The following is a 19029-nucleotide window of genomic DNA, read 5'->3' as shown; positions in this document are numbered from 1 at the left end:
TATAATATAAGATGCTCTAAAGAAAGGCAGGGATATCAATGCAACATGCAGAAACAAAAAAAGGCGTTCTTTACACAGCCGTTTCCTTTATCATGTGGGGGCTGTTTCCGCTTTATTGGAAGCTTCTCGAACAGCTGCCGGCTCTTGATATTTTGGCTCATCGTATTATATGGTCTTTTGTTTTTATGTGTATCGTACTTTTTTTCTTGCGCCAATGGAAAATAGGATGGCAGGAGCTGCGCTCTTTGAAAAAGAACGGAGGAATTCTTTCTTTATTTCTCGCTTCTATCCTGATTTCGATTAACTGGTTTGTTTACATATGGGCTGTCAATCATGGCTTTTTGCTTGAGGCTAGTCTTGGTTATTACATTAATCCGCTTGTATCAGTGCTCCTTGGGATTATATTTTTAAAGGAAAAACTGAATCGCCTGCAATTAGTGGCCGTTTCGATTGCGGCGGCCGGCGTCATTATCTCGGCGTTCCAATACGGCTCCATTCCTTATGTCTCGCTTCTGCTCGCATTCAGCTTTGGACTGTACGGGTTAAGTAAAAAAAGAACAAGCCTGCCAAGCGCCATCGGTTTAACGCTGGAAACATTCATGATTATGCCGATTGCATTGGGATATTTACTGTTCAGCGGACATGCTCAGCCAGCGGGTGCAGAAAGCGGAGGGACGTGGCTGCTTCTCTTTTTGGCCGGTGTGTTTACGGCATTGCCCCTTTTATTGTTTGCGGAAGGAGCGAAACGGCTGCCGCTGTACCAAGTCGGTATCTTACAATATATTGCGCCAACCATTACTCTGCTGATTGGGCTGTTTGTTTACCATGAGCCATTTTCAAGCTCGAAGGCTTTTACATTCAGCTGTATATGGGCTGCGCTGCTCTTGTTTACGTTTTCACAAGTGAAGTGGAAACGGGCGTCAAAAAGCCATTGAGGCCTTTGGCTTTTCAGCTGATGCATATATTATGTATAATCATTTCATGTATGTAAGACATAAAGGAGCAAGACGATGGACAATGATAAAGAGATAGTGAAAGCCTACGCTTCACTTTGGAATAACCGATCTCTCGCACATGATGACGCAGAAGCGGTAGCAGAGGCGATTGATCTTGAGCTTTTGGATAAACGTACACATCCAAGACTCCGAAAACCGATGCTGGAAAAATATTTTGCCGCAATTCAGCGCATTGTGAATTCACAGCTCGAACCGGCTGTGAAATATCAGCTGGTCAAATTACATACAAAACGTGCAGAGTATTTAAAAGAAGAAAGAGGGGAGCAATCATGAAAGCAATCATAAAAGAAGATGTGCAAGCATCTTTAGAACGATATGCGGACCGCCCTGTATATATCCATTTAGAAACCACCACAGGTTCTTATTCAGCGCATTTAAATGAAAAGAACATGACGGTTGTTGCATATATCCGCAATGCAAAAGTCACTTATCATCAGGCAAAAATCAAAGGCAATGGACCTTACCGCGTTGGCTTGAAAACAGAAGAAGGCTGGATTTATGCTGAAGGCTTGACTGAATACACGGTAGATGAAGAAAACCGTCTATTAATGGCGGGACACCTGCCGGGCGGTAAACTGGCTATTTCTCTGCAAATCAGTGAAAAACCGTTCACAGTTTAAAGAAAAGGGTGAATAATAATGAAAGAACATGTATTAGTAATCCTGCCTCACCCTGATGATGAATCATATGGAGTGGCAGGCCTCATTGCCTTAAACAGAAAAAAAGACATTCCCGTTACGTATGCTTGTGCCACTTTAGGTGAAATGGGCAGAAATATGGGCGATCCATTTTTCGCGAATCGGGAAACGTTGCCGCTGCTAAGAAAACAAGAGCTCATCAACGCTTGCAAAGAAATGGATATCAATGACCTTCGTATGCTTGGACTCCGTGACAAAACGCTCGAATTTGAAGATGATGAGTATTTAGCTGATATTATGGAAGAGATCATAGATGATGTAAAACCAAGTTTAATTGTCACATTTTATCCCGGACACGGTGTGCACCCTGACCATGATGCATGCGGGGAAGCGGTTATCCGTGCATTGTACCGCAAAAAGAAAGAAGACCGTCCGCGTACAATCTGCATGGCTATTACCCGCAACAGAGAAGAGATTCTCGGCGAAGCTGATGTGGTACTTGATATCAAAGAAGTAGCTGATATTAAAATGAATGCGTTAAGAGCTCACCGCACACAAACAGAAGGTATGCTCAGAGAGCTTGAAGAGAAATTAAAAAATAATGAACCTGTTATGGCAACATGGTTTGAAGAAGAAATATATTGGACGTATCAATGGAATGATTAATCAAAAAGGTATAAGGCCTTAAGCCTTATACCTTTTTTAATTTTAAGTCCGATGCAATTGCTGAAGCGAGGGTGGATCTCAAGGAAATGTCATCGAAAGACAACCCTAGCTGAACCGCTGTTTGCGCGATTTCCGGACGGATTCCCGACAAAGTTGAAGAAACACCGATTAAACGCAGCGCCTCAATTAAACTGAACAGCTGGTGGGCAACCATTGTATCAATAATTGCTACCCCTGACAAATCAATATACAGCTGTGTCACCTTTTTCTTCGCACATTGATGCAGAGTGTTTTCCATAATCAGTTTGGCGCGAACCGTATCAATATCTCCGATTAAAGGCAGCAGCCCGACGCTGTGAAAAAGCACAATGACCGGCGCGCTCAATTCAGTAATCATATCTTTTTGGGCCTGCAGCTGAAGGCTTGTGTTTTTGTACATTTCTTCTATAAAAATATGGATCACAAGATCAAACGCTTTGATAAGGGAATGATACAGGTCTTCAGCTTCTTCGCCTTTCACAGTATCCTGATTGAGATGGACAAATTCTTTCACATAGGAAACATATAAATCTCTCACTCTGACAAACTCACGAATAATATAGTGGATAGGAGTCTTTAAATGCTCAGGATCCTGTGTCACTTCAAAGGCCCATTCTTTCAGGATAGGCAGGTATACTTCCTCATCATCTATGAAAATACGATTGATCTTATAATTGAAGGCGAGGTTCTGGCTTTTTAAATTGTGAATGACAGCAGGGTCTGTTGATGCATAAATGGAATTTGGATCAGTCTCCTCAATTGTTTCATACCATGTTGAACTGATGGTCTCCGCATGCTGAGAAAGATACTCGTATAATTTGTTGTTTTTTGCCATGATTGACACCTCTTTTACATGTATTGTTTTTGCGAATAACGTTTTTGCAGTTTTGCCAGCCTGAAAAACAGCCCAACTGCGCCGGCGGCGAGTCCTGCGATTAATCCAATCCAATAGCCGAATGCACCCAGACTTGTAAACGTACCGACCATATAACCGACCGGAAGGCCAATGATCCAGTAAGAGACAAAAGCAGCCGCAAGCGTATAGTTCACGTCTTTGTACCCCCTGAGCGCTCCTTGGATCGGTGCGGCCACAGCATCGGAAAGCTGAAAAAACAGCGCATAAATTAAAAAGTGCTGTGTCAGCCTGAGCACATCGGGGTCAGAAGTGTACATGCCCGCAATTTGTTCTCTGAATAACAGGATACAGGCGGCTGTGAACAAAGAAAAGCCGATCGCCATCATGATGCCGATTAAGCTATATGAGCGTGCATCTCTAAATCGGGCTGCACCCGCTTCAAACCCGACTACAATTGTTAAAGCCATGGACACGCTGAGCGGCAGCATATATAGAAGAGACGCAAAATTCATGGCTGCCTGGTGGGACGCGATGGTCACTGTATGAAAATGGCTCATTAGAAGCGTAACAGCTGCGAAAATGCTCGTTTCAAAAAATACAGCGAACCCAATAGGCAAGCCGATTTTGAGTAGATTTTTGCATGCTTCCCAAGAGAACTTATACATCGTAAGGAAAATCCCGTATTCAGAAAACGGTGCGTTTTTATGGATAATGAAAAAACTGAAAACGCAGATACACCAATAAGTAAGCGCGGATGCCAGCCCTGCGCCGACGCCGCCAAGTGCCGGCATGCCGAATTTCCCGAAGATAAATACATAATTCAATACAAAATTGATTGGAAGAGAACTGAGTGTAATCATCATTGTGACTCTCGTTTTTCCTAATGAGTCGATGAATGATCTCAACACGGTGTAAACAAATAAAGGGAAAATTCCCAGTGATAAAAAGCCTAAAAAGTGTTTAGCAATCTGATGCACGTGAATATCAAGGTTCAATCGGCCAAGAATAAGGTCAACTGCAGCATATCCAATCACTAAAACGGCGATGCTAAGAAGCGCGGCCACGTATACAGCTTGTAAAACAGTAAAAGGAATCTTCTGTTTTTTCTCGGCGCCTAATAACTGAGCGACAATCGGGGTGACCGCCATTAATATACCTGCCAGTCCTGTGTAAACAGGGGTCCAAAGGCTTGAGCCAATCGCGACACCCGCTAAATCAGCGGGGCTGACTTTCCCTGACATCACCGTATCTAGAAAAGTCATTAGAGAAAGCCCCGCCTGGGTAATGAATATCGGGATTAAAATGTGCAAGAGCTGTTTGATCTTTTCCCGGGCGTTTTGAGTTTCTTTCATACATTGATCCCCGTTTCTTTTTCATAACGAGAGAAATTATAACATTTTATGTATAAAAAGCAATGAACGCCTGGCCTATTCTTTTTTTGTCGGTTTCGTTTTTCTAAACATTTGGGCATAAATAAAAGAAAGCGAAATCACGCCTAAAAAGGTGCAAATATACTGAATGATTCTTTCGATTTCCATTCTTTACATCCCTCCTTTCCCTATAGAATGTGCATCAATAAGATAAGCATTCGTGAAAAGTTGGAAATTTGAACAGGAGATGAAGGCTATGCGTTATGAACAGATATCAGAAAATGCATTCAAAGGGAAAATACAGGTGTACTTAGAGCAAATATTAGGGGATGCATCGTTAATTTTGAAAACGCTTCATGAACAAGACCAGTGCCTTCTTTGTGAATTAGATGAGTTAGGGCACATTTTTCAGGATATGCAGGGGATTGCATCATCTTTTTATTTGCAATCATACATTGAGGAGTTTACGCCGGCATTCATAGAGCTGGCCAAGGCGATTAAAGCCTTATCGGAGCATAAGCACGGCGCCTTAATTGTGATTGAAAGAGCGGATCCAGTTGAACATTATATTCAAAAAGGCACCGCTCTTCATGCCGAGATCAGCTCATCATTAATTGAAAGCATCTTTTTCCCCGGAAACCCTCTTCATGACGGTGCTTTATTGGTGAGAGAAAACAAGCTTGTGTCAGCAGCCAATGTGCTCCCGCTGACGACGAAGGAAGTGGATATCCATTTGGGAACCCGGCACCGGGCGGCTCTCGGTATGTCGGGCTATACGGATGCGCTTGTGCTTGTGGTTTCAGAGGAGACAGGGAAGATGTCGTTTGCCAAAGACGGTGTATTATATCCGTTAATTTCACCAAGAACGTAAAAATAATGAAAATGGCCTGATTTAGAATCCTGCCATGAGACAAAATGACTGAATTCGCATCTTTATTAAAGCATTCGCTTCAAGCTGAATGCTTTTTGTCTTGAAGACAGAAAATATAAAGTGGTAGAAAAGTTATATGTTATTAATATTAATTAAGTGAAATACTTTACCTGTTTATGTATTTATAGTACCGTATGAAATATTACATAAATTTTCAAAGGAAGGGTGCTGCCGCATGGCTAATGTATTAATGATCGGTTTTCCCGGTGAAGGGCATATTAATCCCTCTATCGGTGTGATGAAGGAGCTGAAATCCCGGGGGGAAAACATTACGTACTACGCAGTGAAGGAATATAAAGATAAAATCACAGCACTTGATATTGAGTTTCGTGAGTTTCATGATTTCAGGGGGGATTACTTCGGCAAAAACGCAACCGGTGATGAAGAAAGAGACTTTACTGAAATGATCTGCGCTTTTTTGAAAAGCTGTAAAGATATTGCGACTCATATTTATGAGGAAGTCAAACATGAATCGTATGATTATGTCATCTATGATCACCATCTTCTCGCGGGTAAAGTCATTGCCAACTTGCTGAAGCTGCCGAGATTTTCATTGTGTACAACCTTTGCGATGAATGAGGAATTTGCTAAAGAAATGATGGGAGCGTACATGAAAGGGTCACTTGAAGATTCGCCTCATTATGAATCATATCAGCAGCTTGTAGAAGCTTTAAATACTGATTTTCAAGCAGAGATCAAAAAGCCATTTGATGTTTTTTTAGCTGATGGTGACTTGACGATTGTCTTTACATCAAGGGGATTTCAGCCAATGGCTGAGCAATTCGGTGAGCGGTATGTTTTTGTCGGCCCTTCCATTACTGAAAGAGCCGGAAACAATGATTTCCCATTTGATCAAATTGACAATGAAAACGTGCTGTTTATTTCAATGGGAACCATTTTTAACAATCAAAAGCAGTTTTTTAATCAATGCCTTGAAGTGTGTAAAGACTTTGATGGTAAAGTTGTGCTTTCCATCGGCAAACATATTAAAGCAAATGAGTTAAACGAAATTCCTGAAAATTTCATTGTACGCCCGTATGTTCCTCAGCTTGAGATCCTGAAAAGAGCCAGCTTATTTGTGACCCACGGCGGGATGAACAGCACAAGTGAAGGTTTGTATTTTGAAACACCACTTGTTGTCATACCGATGGGAGGTGACCAATTCGTGGTCGCAGATCAGGTGGAAAAAGTCGGCGCAGGAAAAGTAATTAAAAAGGAAGAATTATCTGAAAGTCTGCTGAAAGAGACGATTCAAGAAGTGATGAACAATCGCACGTATGCTGAAAAAGCAAAAGAAATTGGACAATCACTGAAAGCGGCAGGCGGCTCTAAAAAAGCGGCCGACAGCATTCTTGAAGCTGTAAAACAAAAAACTCAATCAGCAAATGCATAGTGTAAAAACCTGTTCTTATCGAAAGAACAGGCTTTTTGCCTTTTCATAAGAATGCAGAGGAAGGGATTTGGCAGATCGATAGAGAATGATAAGAAAAACAGACAAGAAAGGAGGAAAATCTGCTTCATTCATCAATAGAAAACCATCATTTTTACCCTCACTTAAATAGTTCCTTAGACTTTCGAAAAACATATCGTGTTTATGTAAAATGTTAGATGTTTATTTGAAGGTTTAAAGGTCGAATGATGCTGAAAATGCTGCCAAATGTTTGAAAAAGGGTTTAACTTGCTGAAAAATTGACGATAAAACAGTTGTATGCCATTTTTGGAAACAAAATACTAGCTGTTTTTGCCAAAAAACAGTTTAGGAGGTTGAATGAATGAAAAAGAAAATTGTAGCCGGCTTGGCTGTTTCTGCAGTTGTTGGGTCGTCGATGGCCGCAGCACCCGCGGAAGCAAAAACGATAAAAGTAAAAAGCGGTGACTCTCTTTGGAAACTTTCCCGCCAGTATGATACGACAATATCAGCTCTGAAATCCGAAAACAAATTGAAATCAACGGTGCTTTACGTCGGACAAAGCCTTAAAGTTCCTGAAAGCGGCAGCAAAAAAAGCACGACATCCTCGTCTAACTCAAGCAAAACGTCAACATACACAGTTGCCTATGGTGATTCCCTATGGATGATTGCTAAAAATCATAAAATGAGTGTATCTGAGCTTAAAAGCTTAAACGGCCTGAGCAGTGACCTGATTCGTCCGGGGCAAAAGCTTAAGATCAAAGGGACAAGCAGTTCAAGCGGATCAAATGGATCAAAGAAAAACAGCGGTTCCAATTCTTCAGGTTCTTCAAAAAGTACATATACAGTTAAGCTCGGTGACTCACTGTGGAAAATCGCAAACAGCTTAAATATGACTGTAGCTGAATTGAAAACATTAAATGGCTTAACATCAGATACGCTTTATCCTAAACAGGTGCTCAAAATAAAAGGAAGCAGCTCACCTAAGAGCGGAAACAGCGGTTCCAAGAAGCCGCCAAACGCCAATTCCCCAAAAACAACGACGTACAAGGTAAAAGCAGGCGATTCACTGTGGAAAATTGCAAATCAGCTTGGAGTCACTGTCCAAAGCATCCGTGATAAAAACAATTTATCATCGGATGTGCTGCAAATCGGGCAGGTTCTGACTATTTCGGGAACATCAAAATCTAATCCGACAAAGCCAACAAAGCCAAAAGATAACTCAGGGTCAAACATTCAAATAGGCTCGAAGATTGACAGAATGATAACGGAAGCGAAAAAATATGTCGGAGTGCCGTACCGATGGGGCGGAAACACGCCTGCCGGTTTTGATTGCAGCGGCTTCATTTATTACCTCATTAATAATGTATCATCTATATCAAGATTGAGTACGGCAGGATATTGGAATGTCATGCAGAAAGTAAGCCAGCCGTCAGTAGGAGACTTTGTCTTCTTTACCACATATAAATCCGGCCCGTCTCACATGGGGATTTATCTAGGCGGCGGTGATTTTATTCATGCAAGCTCATCGGGCGTCGACATTTCCAATCTCAGCAATTCGTATTGGAAACAACGATACTTGGGCGCACGAAGTTATTTTTAAAAATGAGCATGGCAAAAAGCCTTTTACAGGCTTTTTTGTTTATATCAGACAATGATTGACCACACTGTTAGAAAAAAACAAGGGGGAGACAGTATGTACCGTCTCTTGCTGTTGATAATGCTGACGGCACTGGGAGTTGCGGGATGCGGACAAAAAAAACCTCCAGACCCGCCTAATCGGGTGCCGGAAAAAAAGGTGGTTGAAACGTCAGCGTTTGGTCACCACGTCCAGCTGGTCAATCGTGATGGGAAAGCAGTCGGTTTCATAGAGATCAAAGAATCGGATGATGAAGGCCTCGATATTCACATTTCTGCAAACAGCCTGCGTCCAGGGGCTTCCCTCGGTTTTCATATTTATGAGAAAGGTTCTTGTGTCAGGCCGGATTTTGAATCAGCGGGCGGTCCCTTTAATCCGCTGAACAAAGAACATGGCTTCAACAATCCGATGGGGCATCATGCCGGAGATCTGCCGAACCTTGAAGTCGGTGCTGATGGAAAGGTAGATGTCATTATGAATGCGCCTGACACCTCATTGAAAAAAGGAAGTAAACTAAATATTCTCGACGGAGACGGGAGTGCGTTTATTATTCATGAGCAAGCCGACGACTATTTGACAAACCCAAGCGGCAATTCTGGTGCGCGTATTGTCTGCGGAGCCCTTTCGGGAAATAACGAGAAGCAGTAATATCATCCAAGCCCTTTTGTATTGAGCATACAGGGGCTTTTTTAGTATACTCGTTAATGGAATATGAATAGGAAAGGGAATCTGTCTATGACAACTCAACTACAGCACTTAACATTGCCGGAAGATATACAACAAAAGCTATTATCATATAAAGATCAGCCAATTTCCCCAGAGTTTCAATCGCTCATCGGAACATCAGGCTATGAGGCGGAGGATGAAGCCATTTTATTCGATGCCATTATTGCATTAGCCATGGGAAAAAATGTCCTGCTGAAAGGGCCTACAGGTTCAGGAAAAACAAAGCTGGCTGAAACATTGTCCAGCTATTTTCATAAACCGATGCACAGCGTCAACTGTTCAGTCGACTTGGACGCTGAGGCATTGGTCGGCTACAAAACGATTGAAAATCAATCTGGCCAGGCGACAATCGAGTTTGTTTCAGGGCCTGTTACAAAGGCAATGAAGGAAGGCCATTTTCTTTATATAGATGAAATCAATATGGCGAAGCCGGAAACACTGCCTATTTTAAACGGTGTATTAGATTACAGAAAAATGATGACAAATCCGTTTACAGGAGAGGTCATACGGGCTAAAGGCGGTTTCGGAGTCATTGCAGCCATCAATGAAGGCTATGTCGGAACTGTTCCTCTAAATGAAGCTTTGAAAAACCGTTTTGTCATCATTGATGTGCCTTATATTAAAGGCGAGCTGCTGAAACAAGTGCTTATGTCTCAGTCAGCCTTGAAAGACGAGAAATTGATTGACAGATTTATTACGCTTTCCTCTGATTTGATTGTTCAGGCCAATAACGGACAGGTGTCTGAAGAAGCGGCATCCATCAGAGCTTTAATCGATACATGTGATTTAGCCGCTTATATTCCGCCGCGCCGTGCCATTGAGCGGGGAATTGTAGAAAAGCTTGATGATGACCGGGAAAAAGCCGCCGTCCGAAATATTGCAGAAACTCTGTTTGAATGAGGGGGCTGCGATGAAATTTATCAAATTTAACGACAGCACGATTGATTCGTTTTTATTTATGATGCTGGCTGATTTGGCCAAAACACTCACCAAGAGTGAAGCGGTAGAAGTAGAGTATGGCGTTCAGTCCTATTACAATCCATTCGAAAAGAAAATCTATATGAGCCACTTTTGGAAAGACAGGGCAGCAGAGGACATGGAAGCGGGGCTGAAAAGCGACGTCTACCTGCGTTCAGTCGGAACAAGATATAGCTCGCTGCATGAGTTCGCGAACTTTTTGAGTGATATCCATCGCCGCCTTACATTCAAAAGTTTTGCCAAGCAGCTGTTTATGCTGCTTGAAGACATCAGGATCGAAGAATGCATCAAACGTGAGCGCCCGGGTACGAAACATGTATTTGCAAAACGAAAAGACATGTACAGAAAACATTTCTCAACCCAGCTCACCTTAAATTTGGAACGAAGCATTTTTACGGATGCGCTCTTTTGCGCGATCTATGTCAAGCTCACTGCGGAATCACCGCTTGAGACCCTTCCGTCCATGCGTGAAGATATCGATCTGATGCGCCCATTTATTGAGCAGCAGCTCTTGCTTGTGTATGAAGCAGATTCGACACGGCAGGTTCTGAAAATTGTGGAGGACCTCATGGACGGGCTTGAAGAGGTGCTCGATAAAGATATGCTCAACACTTACTTTTTTTTGCCGGAGCTGGATTATGCAAAAGCTGCTGATCAGCCGTTATTCGAAGAAGAGAAAAAAGCGCCGAAGCTGAGTGATGACATTACGCTTCCAAAACAATCAGACGGTGATGAGGATATTCATGAAGAAGAAATGCCGACATGGCACAGGGAAACAGAAGCACCGTCTAAAAGTTTTCTTCAATTTGATATTGAGCACGGCGCAAAATCGGATTTAGGAAAAGATGCAGCAAGGGAAGGCGACGATGGAGATCAGGCCCTTGGCTCTGTTCAAGGATCAGCCAGACAAACGAAACGGAAAGACTATTCCAAGCTGGAAGCGCTGGAATCCCAAAAAGATCAGCCGAATGGAGCGGGTATGGCTGACGGCAAAGAAAATAAATACGCATTCCCAATTTATAAAGAACCGCAGCCGGCAACAAACGAAGAAGAGCTTTCTTATAAACAGCAGGCAAAAACGATAGAATCGTATCAAAAGCGTTTGAAACAAATGATTCAAAAAACGCTGGAGCATAAAAAAACATTGCCAAGAACAGACCTTCATGCAGGGAGACTGAACAATAAGCTTCTCCGGTATTTCACTGAGCGAAATCCGCGCCTGTTTTATAAAAAGCAAGAACCATCTTCAGAAATCGACGCTGTTTTTACATTACTGGTGGACTGTTCAGCCAGCATGTTCGACAAAATGGACGAAACAAAACGAGGAATCGTGCTCTTTCACGAAGCGTTGAAATCGGTAGCGGTTCCGCATCAGATTGTCGGCTTCTGGGAGGACACAAATGATGCGACCGAAACAAGCCAGCCAAACTATTTCAATACGGTTATTCCCTTCCAATCATCATTAAGACAAGAATCTGGGCCGGCAATTATGCAGCTTGAGCCAGAGGAAGATAACCGTGACGGGTACGCGATCCGCCAGATGACAAAAAAAATGCTGCAGCGCAGCGAGGCGCAAAAGTTTTTAATTGTTTTCTCAGATGGAGAGCCGGCTGCATTTGGCTACGAACAAAACGGAATCGTCGATACAAGTGAGGCGGTTATCGAAGCTCGAAAAAGAGGAATAGAAGTGATAAATGTTTTTCTCTCCAACTCAGAAATAGAAGAATCGCAAATGAAGACAATTCAGGATATGTACGGAAAATTCAGTATATTTGTCCCGGATGTTGATCAGTTACCGGATGTTCTGTATCCGCTGCTGAAAAAACTGCTTCATAAAAGCATAGGATAGCCCTTAATCCTATGCTTTTTGGCGTTTCTTTTTTCGAATGATTAAATTTTTTGTTTTTTATAAAGGTTTTTTACTATTTTGTGAACAATCAAGGTAGAATCAAATTGCAAACAGTGGTAAAATATCGTTGGAAGCGTTTTTATTACATAATTTTGGACACAGCGTTCGAAAGTTATTTCAAGATAGTGAATCAATCACTTGATTATCTAAGTTGGGGGTAATATTCAAATGTTTCAAAATAGTATGAAACAACGAATGAATTGGGAAGATTTTTACGGTCCGAACCTCGGCTATGCGCTGGAGCTTTACGATCAATATACCCAGGATCCGGACAGCATTGACCCGGATTTGAAGGAAATGTTCGACGAGCTCGGTGCTCCGCCAAGCGAGTTAAAAGAGGCCTCGGGAACAAAAGAAAAGGGACGTGTTACAGCTGATCTGATTCAAAAGATCGCATCCGCAGTCAGACTTGCAGAAGATATCCGAACCTATGGCCATTTAAACGCTTCCGTCAATCCGCTCAGAAAGGATGGGAAAAAGAGTGAACTTTTTCCATTATCCGATTACGGGCTAACAGAAGAGGAAATAAAAGCAATACCTGCGTCAGTCATCTGTAAAGACGCTCCTAAAAACATTACGAACGGTTTAGAAGCCATTCAGTATTTACGAAATACGTATAAAAGAACCATCTCATTTGAATTTGACCATGTGCATGACTTCAAAGAGCGCGAATGGCTGACAAAGATGATTGAATCTGGCGAGCTGTTCCAGAAGAACTCAGATGAAAAGCTGTCAGCTGTGTTGGAAAGACTGACAGAAGTAGAGGGCTTCGAGCAGTTTTTGCACCGCACATTCGTCGGACAGAAGCGCTTTTCCATTGAGGGTCTGGACGCTCTTGTTCCAGTGCTTGATGACATTATTGCACAATCTGTCAAATCAGGAACGACAAGCGTCAACATCGGGATGGCGCATAGGGGACGCCTGAATGTCTTGGCACATGTGCTTGGCAAGCCGTATGAAATCATCTTCTCCGAATTCCAGCATGCGCCGAACAAAGATCTTGTTCCGTCTGAGGGATCAATTGGGATCAGCTACGGCTGGACAGGGGATGTCAAATACCATTTGGGGGCGAATCGGGAGCTTCAAGACGCTGAAACAAAATCAGCGCGAATTACGTTAGCAAACAACCCGAGCCACTTGGAATTTATCAATCCGATTGTTGAAGGCAGCACAAGAGCGGCACAGGAAACGCGAACACAAAGCGGATATCCGGTGCAAGACGAAACAAAATCGCTTGCCATTTTAATTCATGGAGACGCTGCATTCCCTGGGGAAGGAATCGTCGCTGAAACATTGAATTTAAGCTCCTTAAAAGGGTATCAAGTAGGCGGTGCGATTCATATTATCGCCAATAACATGATCGGATTCACAACAGAAAGCGCTGAATCAAGATCGACAAAATATGCCAGCGACTTGGCAAAGGGCTATGAAATTCCGATTGTTCACGTGAATGCGGATGACCCAGAAGCTTGTCTTTCTGCTGTGAAGTTTGCAGTCGAATACCGAAAAACATTCAACAAGGATTTCCTGATTGACTTGATCGGGTACAGACGCTATGGACACAACGAAATGGATGAGCCGTCAACCACTCAGCCAATGCTGTATGATGCTGTCAGAAAGCATCCGACCGTCAAACAAATTTTCGCTGAAAAACTCGTAAAAGAAGGTGTGCTTACCGAGGAAGTCGTTCAAAATATCGAAAAATCGGTAACGAAGCGCATTGAGGACGCTTATCAGAAAGTACCGTCTAAAAAGGAACATATCACCTGTGAAATTGAACTTCCAGAGCCTGTATCAAACGGTTTCCCTGATGTGGACACATCGATTGATTTTGATGTGCTTCGCAAGCTGAATGGCGAATTGATCAACTGGCCGGAGTCATTTAATGTTTTCGGCAAGCTAAAGCGCATTTTAGAAAGACGCGCCAAGGCGTTTGATGATGACAGAAAAGTGGAATGGTCTTTGGCAGAATCACTTGCGTTTGCTTCAATTTTGAAAGACGGAACACCGATTCGTTTAACAGGACAGGATTCCGAGCGCGGAACGTTTGCCCAAAGAAACCTTGTGCTTCATGACAGTGAGACGGGCGAAGAATTTGTGCCGCTTCATCACTTATCTGACTGCAGCACATCATTTGCCGTTCATAACAGCCCGCTGTCGGAAGGATCAGTTCTCGGGTTTGAATACGGCTATAATGTTCATTCACCAGAAACGCTTGTGTTGTGGGAAGCGCAGTACGGAGATTTTGCCAACGCTGCTCAAGTGTATTTTGACCAATTTATTTCTGCCGGACGCGCAAAATGGGGCCAAAAATCCGGATTAGTCATGCTGCTTCCGCACGGTTACGAGGGACAGGGGCCTGAGCATTCAAGCGGAAGAATCGAGCGGTTCCTGCAGCTTGCCGCGGAGAACAACTGGACGGTTGCCAACCTGACAAGCGCGGCACAGTATTTCCATATTTTAAGAAGACAGGCTAAAATGCTGCTTCGTGAAGAAATCAGACCGCTCGTCATTATGACGCCGAAAAGCCTTCTTCGCAACCCAAATACGGTGTCGGAAGTGCAGGAGCTAAGCGAAAGCCGCTTCCAGCCTGTTTATGAACAGTCGGGACTTTCTCATGACTATGAAAAAGTAACCAGACTCGTGTTATCCAGCGGTAAAGTGTCAATAGACATCAGTGATCATTTTAATAAGCTAGAAGACGGTAAAGAGTGGCTTCACATTGCGAGAATTGAACAGCTGTATCCATTCCCGGCAAAAGGAGTCAAAAAATTATTTGCAAAACTTCCGAACCTGAAAGAAATCGTTTGGGTGCAGGAAGAGCCGCAGAACATGGGAGCTTGGAGTTATATCAGCCCGTATTTGACAGAGATTGCACCAGAGGGAGTAAACGTTCAATATATTGGACGAAGAAGACGATCCAGCCCTGCAGAGGGAGATCCGACAGTTCATAAAAAAGAACAGGAACGTATTGTATCTGATAGCTTGACTCGCAAAAACTAAGGGGGAAATGAAAAAATGGCGGAAATTAAGGTACCTGAATTAGCAGAATCAATCTCAGAAGGAACAATAGCCCAATGGTTAAAGCAGCCTGGTGACTATGTAGAACAGGGTGAATATCTGCTTGAACTAGAAACGGATAAAGTGAATGTTGAATTGACAGCAGAAGAATCGGGTGTACTTCAAGAGGTATTGAAAGATTCGGGTGATACCGTCCAGGTCGGAGAAATTATCGGTACGATTTCAGAAGGCGCGGGTGAAAGTTCTGCCCCTGCTCCTACAGAGAAAGCAGAAAGCAAGGAAAGCGTGAAAGAAGAGAAACAGGCTGAACCAGCTGCACAAGATGTGAGTGAGGAAGCGCAATCTGAAGCAAAATCAAGAACGGTCGCTTCTCCGTCAGCCCGTAAGCTGGCGAGAGAAAAAGGAATTGACCTGTCTCAAGTTCCAACTGGAGATCCGTTTGGAAGAGTGCGCAAGCAGGATGTCGAAGCGTATGAAAAACCAGCATCAAAACCTGCTCCTCAGCAAAAACAGCAGCCTCAGGCTCAAAAAGCACAGCAAAGCTTTGACAAACCTGTCGAAGTGCAAAAAATGTCACGCCGCAGACAAACGATTGCAAAACGCCTTGTAGAGGTGCAGCAAACATCGGCGATGCTGACTACATTTAATGAAGTGGACATGACGGCTGTCATGAATCTCAGAAAACGCCGCAAAGATCAATTCTTTGAGCAAAACGAAGTAAAGCTCGGCTTTATGTCTTTCTTCACGAAAGCGGTCGTCGCTGCATTGAAAAAATATCCGCTGTTGAATGCGGAAATTCAGGGCGATGAGTTGATCGTTAAGAAATTCTATGATATCGGTATCGCTGTTGCGGCTGATGAAGGCCTTGTTGTTCCGGTAGTACGTGATGCGGACCGCCTGACATTTGCAGGAATCGAAAAAGAGATCGGCGAGCTGGCGAAGAAAGCAAGAAACAATAAATTAACCCTTAGCGAGCTTCAGGGAGGTTCCTTTACGATTACAAACGGAGGGACTTTCGGTTCACTGATGTCAACTCCGATCTTAAACAGCCCTCAAGTCGGTATACTGGGCATGCATAAGATTCAGCTGCGCCCAGTAGCAATTGATGAAGAACGTTTCGAAAACCGTCCGATGATGTATCTCGCTTTATCTTATGATCACCGGATTGTAGACGGTAAAGAAGCGGTTGGCTTCCTCGTGACAATCAAAAATTTACTGGAAGATCCTGAACAGCTTTTATTAGAAGGATAATAAAAAAAGGTACATCACTTTATCGTGATGTACCTTTTTTGATGATATTTAAAGTGATAGATTGCTGCTTTTGGATCCTGCTTGTTTCTTTTTCACTTTTTTAGACCAATATGTTGCAAGCATAGAACCTGAAAGGTTATGCCACACACTGAATATTGCGCTTGGCACGGCAGATAGCGGTGAGAAATGGGCCGTGGCAAGTGCAGCCCCAAGTCCTGAGTTTTGCATGCCGACTTCGATTGCAATCGCTTTTTGAGAAGGGTAATCCATTTTTAAAAGCTTTGCGCCCATAAATCCAAGCAAATAACCGATACCGTTATGCAGGATAACAACTGAAAAAATCAGCAACCCTGATTGAAGCAGATTTTCCCGGTTGCCGCTGACGACAGCTGAGACAATCGCCACGATGCCAATGACAGAAACAAGCGGAAGGGCATGTACGGCTTTCGCCACTTGTTTTCTGAAAAACATTTTGACGATCACACCTGCAATGATTGGAAATAAAACCGCTTGTAAGATTGAAAGAAATAAAGATCCTGGCGAGACAGGAAGCCATTCCTTGGCAAACAGCATAATCAAAACCGGAGTTAAAACGGGTGCCAACAAGGTAGATACTGTTGTAACAGCAACAGAAAGGGCCGTATTTCCTTTTGCTAAAAATGTCATGACATTAGAAGCAGTTCCCCCTGGACAGCAGCCGACAAGAATAACACCTACTGCGATTTCAGCCGGAAGATGCAGTCCAATTGAAAGGCCGAAAGCAACGAGCGGCATGATGGTATACTGAGCAATCACCCCAATAATGACATGCCAAGGTTTTCTGAGCAGCTCTTTGAAATCATCGGCTTGCAGTGTAAGTCCCATCCCAAACATGATAATACCAAGAAAAATCGTAATATAAGAACTGATCCATGTGAAAAAAGACGGGAAGGAAAATCCCAGCATGGCAAACACAATGACCCATATGCCAAAGGTTTGTCCCGCAAAATGGCTTATTTTTCTAATGGTGTCCATAAAAACACTCCTAACACATTCATCAAGAACTTCAGCAGAAATTCTCACAGATTTTTAAACATTCTCTTATTATAATTAATTTTCTGAATAATTCAATATCAATCGTCTAATAATAGTCGATAAATTTATTATGTAAACTAATCAAAATGTTCTTGACTATATAGGAAGATATTCTTACAATGAACCTTTATAATGGGTTAGACAAAATAGGAGTGATAGGGTGAAGGAAGCGAATCAATGGTCTTCGAAGATCGGCTTTATTTTAGCCGCGGCAGGATCAGCTATTGGGCTTGGCGCGATATGGAAATTCCCATATGTAGCTGGAACCAGCGGAGGAGGCGCATTTTTACTTATTTTTATTTTATTTACGGTTTTAATCGGATTGCCTTTATTGTTAGGTGAATTCATCATAGGTAGAAAAACGCAGAAAGATGCCGTTCAGTCCTATAAAACACTTGCTCCAGGAACGAAGTGGCATTGGATCGGATATTTAGGCATGGTAACGTGCTTTATTCTTCTCTCCTTCTACAGTGTCGTCGGCGGGTGGATTTTAATTTATATTATAAAAGGCTTCACTGGCGGTTTGTCGCAAACATCTGGTTTTGATACGATATTTGCAAGTACCATTTCAAATCCTTATTTGGCTGTAGGAGGCCAGTTGCTCTTTATGGCAGTGACCATTTTGGTTGTTGCAAAAGGAGTTAGCAGCGGAATTGAAAAGGCTAGCCAAGTATTAATGCCGGCGCTATTTATATTATTTATTATTTTAATGGTGCGTTCTGTTACCCTTGACGGTGCGATGGAAGGGCTCAAGTTTTTCCTGATGCCTGATTTTTCAGCGATTGACGCTAATACGATTTTGTATGCGATGGGCCAGTCCTTTTTCTTATTAAGTGTCGGTGTATCTGTCATGGTTACGTACAGCTCTTATTTAGGGAAACAGGAAAATCTTGTGCAGTCCGCTGTATCAGTAACTGTATTGAACGTACTTGTTGCAGTTATGGCAGGGATTGCGATTTTTCCAGCTGTATTTTCATTTGGTCTCAAGCCAGACCAAGGACCGATTCTGTTATTTAACGTGCTGCCAACTATATTTAATCAAATGCCGTTCGGAATTATCTTTTTATTAGCATTTTTAATTCTATTTTTATTTGCTGCATTGACATCTGCTTTTTCAATGCTGGAAATTTTGGTCGCAGTGCTTTCAAAAGGTGATGTCAATAAGAGAAAACGATTCGCTTGGTTAGGCGGAATCGCTATATTTATTGTCGGTGTGCCGTCTGCACTATCATACGGTGTCTTAAGTGACGTTTCTATATTTCACTTATCCATTTTTGATGCGGCCGACTATCTTGTGAGCAATATTTTAATGCCGTTAGGCGCGTTATTGATCTCGATTTTTGTCCCGCTTAAAATACCGAAACAGGATTTGTTTGACGAACTGAAAAGCGGTTCCAGCCTCAAACGGAAGTGGTTTGCGGTTTGGCTGCTGCTTATTCGTTATCTATCTCCTGTTGCCATCATCATCGTGTTTTTGCATGTGATAGGCATTTTTTAAACACACGAA

16 protein-coding genes are annotated in these 19029 nt (G+C 42.7%); 13 read left to right on the top strand and 3 right to left on the bottom strand.

From position 1 onward, the window contains the following. Positions 1 to 38 precede the first annotated feature (38 nt). The 4 genes from rarD (at position 39) to bshB2 (ending at position 2320) form a co-directional block, all read left to right on the top strand. The gene (gene rarD / locus JQX68_RS10890) at positions 39 to 935 is read left to right on the top strand and encodes an EamA family transporter RarD (RefSeq protein WP_147772016.1); all 897 of its coding nucleotides are present in this window, start codon (positions 39 to 41) and stop codon (positions 933 to 935) included. Positions 936 to 1010: 75 nt separating this feature from the next. Beyond that, complete coding sequence (locus JQX68_RS10885) at positions 1011 to 1289, top strand: hypothetical protein (RefSeq protein WP_040082881.1); 279 nt, start codon at positions 1011 to 1013, stop codon at positions 1287 to 1289. Further along, the gene (locus JQX68_RS10880) at positions 1286 to 1636 is read left to right on the top strand and encodes a YojF family protein (protein WP_003231213.1); all 351 of its coding nucleotides are present in this window, start codon (positions 1286 to 1288) and stop codon (positions 1634 to 1636) included. Before JQX68_RS10885 ends, JQX68_RS10880 begins: the two co-directional genes overlap by 4 nt. 18 nt (positions 1637 to 1654) lie before the next feature. Beyond that, positions 1655 to 2320, top strand: coding sequence for a bacillithiol biosynthesis deacetylase BshB2 (gene bshB2, locus JQX68_RS10875; protein WP_040082883.1), 666 nt, complete (start codon positions 1655 to 1657; stop codon positions 2318 to 2320). Between the two features lie 25 nt (positions 2321 to 2345). Here bshB2 and rsbRC read toward each other — a convergent pair whose 3' ends face one another. Continuing rightward, positions 2346 to 3194, bottom strand: a complete 849-nt coding sequence (gene rsbRC / locus JQX68_RS10870) for an RsbT co-antagonist RsbRC (protein WP_147772015.1) — start codon at positions 3192 to 3194, stop codon at positions 2346 to 2348. A gap of 14 nt (positions 3195 to 3208) precedes the next feature. After that, on the bottom strand, positions 3209 to 4567 hold the full coding sequence (locus JQX68_RS10865; protein WP_014664281.1) for an MATE family efflux transporter: 1359 nt from the start codon (positions 4565 to 4567) through the stop codon (positions 3209 to 3211). A 265-nt stretch (positions 4568 to 4832) separates the two neighbouring features. Between JQX68_RS10865 and cdaS the strand changes: the two genes are divergently transcribed. From cdaS to odhB, 8 genes are all read left to right on the top strand, one after another. Continuing rightward, complete coding sequence (cdaS, locus tag JQX68_RS10860; protein ID WP_147772433.1) at positions 4833 to 5456, top strand: cyclic di-AMP synthase CdaS; 624 nt, start codon at positions 4833 to 4835, stop codon at positions 5454 to 5456. Between the two features lie 235 nt (positions 5457 to 5691). After that, positions 5692 to 6909 (top strand): macrolide family glycosyltransferase, encoded by a 1218-nt coding sequence (locus tag JQX68_RS10855; protein WP_147772014.1) that lies wholly within the window; start codon positions 5692 to 5694, stop codon positions 6907 to 6909. 379 nt (positions 6910 to 7288) lie between these two features. Continuing rightward, a complete protein-coding gene (gene cwlS, locus JQX68_RS10850) occupies positions 7289 to 8527 on the top strand; it encodes a D-gamma-glutamyl-meso-diaminopimelic acid endopeptidase CwlS (protein ID WP_069149728.1) in 1239 nt (412 codons plus the stop codon). Between the two features lie 93 nt (positions 8528 to 8620). Continuing rightward, entirely contained in the window at positions 8621 to 9211 is a 591-nt protein-coding gene (locus JQX68_RS10845) for a superoxide dismutase family protein (protein ID WP_147772013.1), read from the top strand. Positions 9212 to 9274: 63 nt separating this feature from the next. Further along, the gene (locus JQX68_RS10840) at positions 9275 to 10189 is read left to right on the top strand and encodes an AAA family ATPase (RefSeq protein ID WP_080478239.1); all 915 of its coding nucleotides are present in this window, start codon (positions 9275 to 9277) and stop codon (positions 10187 to 10189) included. A gap of 10 nt (positions 10190 to 10199) precedes the next feature. Continuing rightward, complete coding sequence (locus tag JQX68_RS10835) at positions 10200 to 12116, top strand: vWA domain-containing protein (RefSeq protein WP_014664274.1); 1917 nt, start codon at positions 10200 to 10202, stop codon at positions 12114 to 12116. A gap of 228 nt (positions 12117 to 12344) precedes the next feature. After that, positions 12345 to 15179: a 2-oxoglutarate dehydrogenase E1 component gene (gene sucA, locus JQX68_RS10830; RefSeq protein WP_147772012.1), complete on the top strand. Its 2835-nt coding sequence runs from the start codon at positions 12345 to 12347 to the stop codon at positions 15177 to 15179. Positions 15180 to 15194: 15 nt separating this feature from the next. Further along, on the top strand, positions 15195 to 16448 hold the full coding sequence (gene odhB, locus JQX68_RS10825; RefSeq protein ID WP_147772011.1) for a 2-oxoglutarate dehydrogenase complex dihydrolipoyllysine-residue succinyltransferase: 1254 nt from the start codon (positions 15195 to 15197) through the stop codon (positions 16446 to 16448). 48 nt (positions 16449 to 16496) lie between these two features. Here the strand turns inward: odhB and JQX68_RS10820 are convergent, their stop codons facing one another. Continuing rightward, on the bottom strand, positions 16497 to 17462 hold the full coding sequence (locus JQX68_RS10820; protein WP_147772010.1) for a bile acid:sodium symporter family transporter: 966 nt from the start codon (positions 17460 to 17462) through the stop codon (positions 16497 to 16499). A 220-nt stretch (positions 17463 to 17682) separates the two neighbouring features. Here JQX68_RS10820 and JQX68_RS10815 point away from each other — a divergent pair, with 220 nt between their 5' ends. Next, positions 17683 to 19020, top strand: coding sequence for a sodium-dependent transporter (locus JQX68_RS10815; RefSeq protein ID WP_040082893.1), 1338 nt, complete (start codon positions 17683 to 17685; stop codon positions 19018 to 19020). The last annotated feature ends 9 nt before the right edge of the window (positions 19021 to 19029 follow it).

Source organism: Bacillus sp. LJBS06, from assembly GCF_016924995.1.
Lineage (GTDB): Bacteria > Bacillota > Bacilli > Bacillales > Bacillaceae > Bacillus > Bacillus stercoris.
This window is presented reverse-complemented; position numbering and strand designations above follow the sequence as displayed.

Coding starts and splice junctions, on each gene's coding strand:
- sucA (WP_147772012.1), top strand. CDS start 12,345: ATGTTTCAAAATAGTATGAAACAACGAATGAATTGGGAAGATTTTTAC.
- rarD (WP_147772016.1), top strand. CDS start 39: ATGCAACATGCAGAAACAAAAAAAGGCGTTCTTTACACAGCCGTTTCC.
- odhB (WP_147772011.1), top strand. CDS start 15,195: ATGGCGGAAATTAAGGTACCTGAATTAGCAGAATCAATCTCAGAAGGA.
- bshB2 (WP_040082883.1), top strand. CDS start 1,655: ATGAAAGAACATGTATTAGTAATCCTGCCTCACCCTGATGATGAATCA.
- JQX68_RS10855 (WP_147772014.1), top strand. CDS start 5,692: ATGGCTAATGTATTAATGATCGGTTTTCCCGGTGAAGGGCATATTAAT.
- JQX68_RS10820 (WP_147772010.1), bottom strand. CDS start 17,462: ATGGACACCATTAGAAAAATAAGCCATTTTGCGGGACAAACCTTTGGC.
- JQX68_RS10885 (WP_040082881.1), top strand. CDS start 1,011: ATGGACAATGATAAAGAGATAGTGAAAGCCTACGCTTCACTTTGGAAT.
- cwlS (WP_069149728.1), top strand. CDS start 7,289: ATGAAAAAGAAAATTGTAGCCGGCTTGGCTGTTTCTGCAGTTGTTGGG.
- rsbRC (WP_147772015.1), bottom strand. CDS start 3,194: ATGGCAAAAAACAACAAATTATACGAGTATCTTTCTCAGCATGCGGAG.
- JQX68_RS10865 (WP_014664281.1), bottom strand. CDS start 4,567: ATGAAAGAAACTCAAAACGCCCGGGAAAAGATCAAACAGCTCTTGCAC.
- JQX68_RS10845 (WP_147772013.1), top strand. CDS start 8,621: ATGTACCGTCTCTTGCTGTTGATAATGCTGACGGCACTGGGAGTTGCG.
- cdaS (WP_147772433.1), top strand. CDS start 4,833: ATGAAGGCTATGCGTTATGAACAGATATCAGAAAATGCATTCAAAGGG.
- JQX68_RS10880 (WP_003231213.1), top strand. CDS start 1,286: ATGAAAGCAATCATAAAAGAAGATGTGCAAGCATCTTTAGAACGATAT.
- JQX68_RS10835 (WP_014664274.1), top strand. CDS start 10,200: ATGAAATTTATCAAATTTAACGACAGCACGATTGATTCGTTTTTATTT.
- JQX68_RS10840 (WP_080478239.1), top strand. CDS start 9,275: ATGAATAGGAAAGGGAATCTGTCTATGACAACTCAACTACAGCACTTA.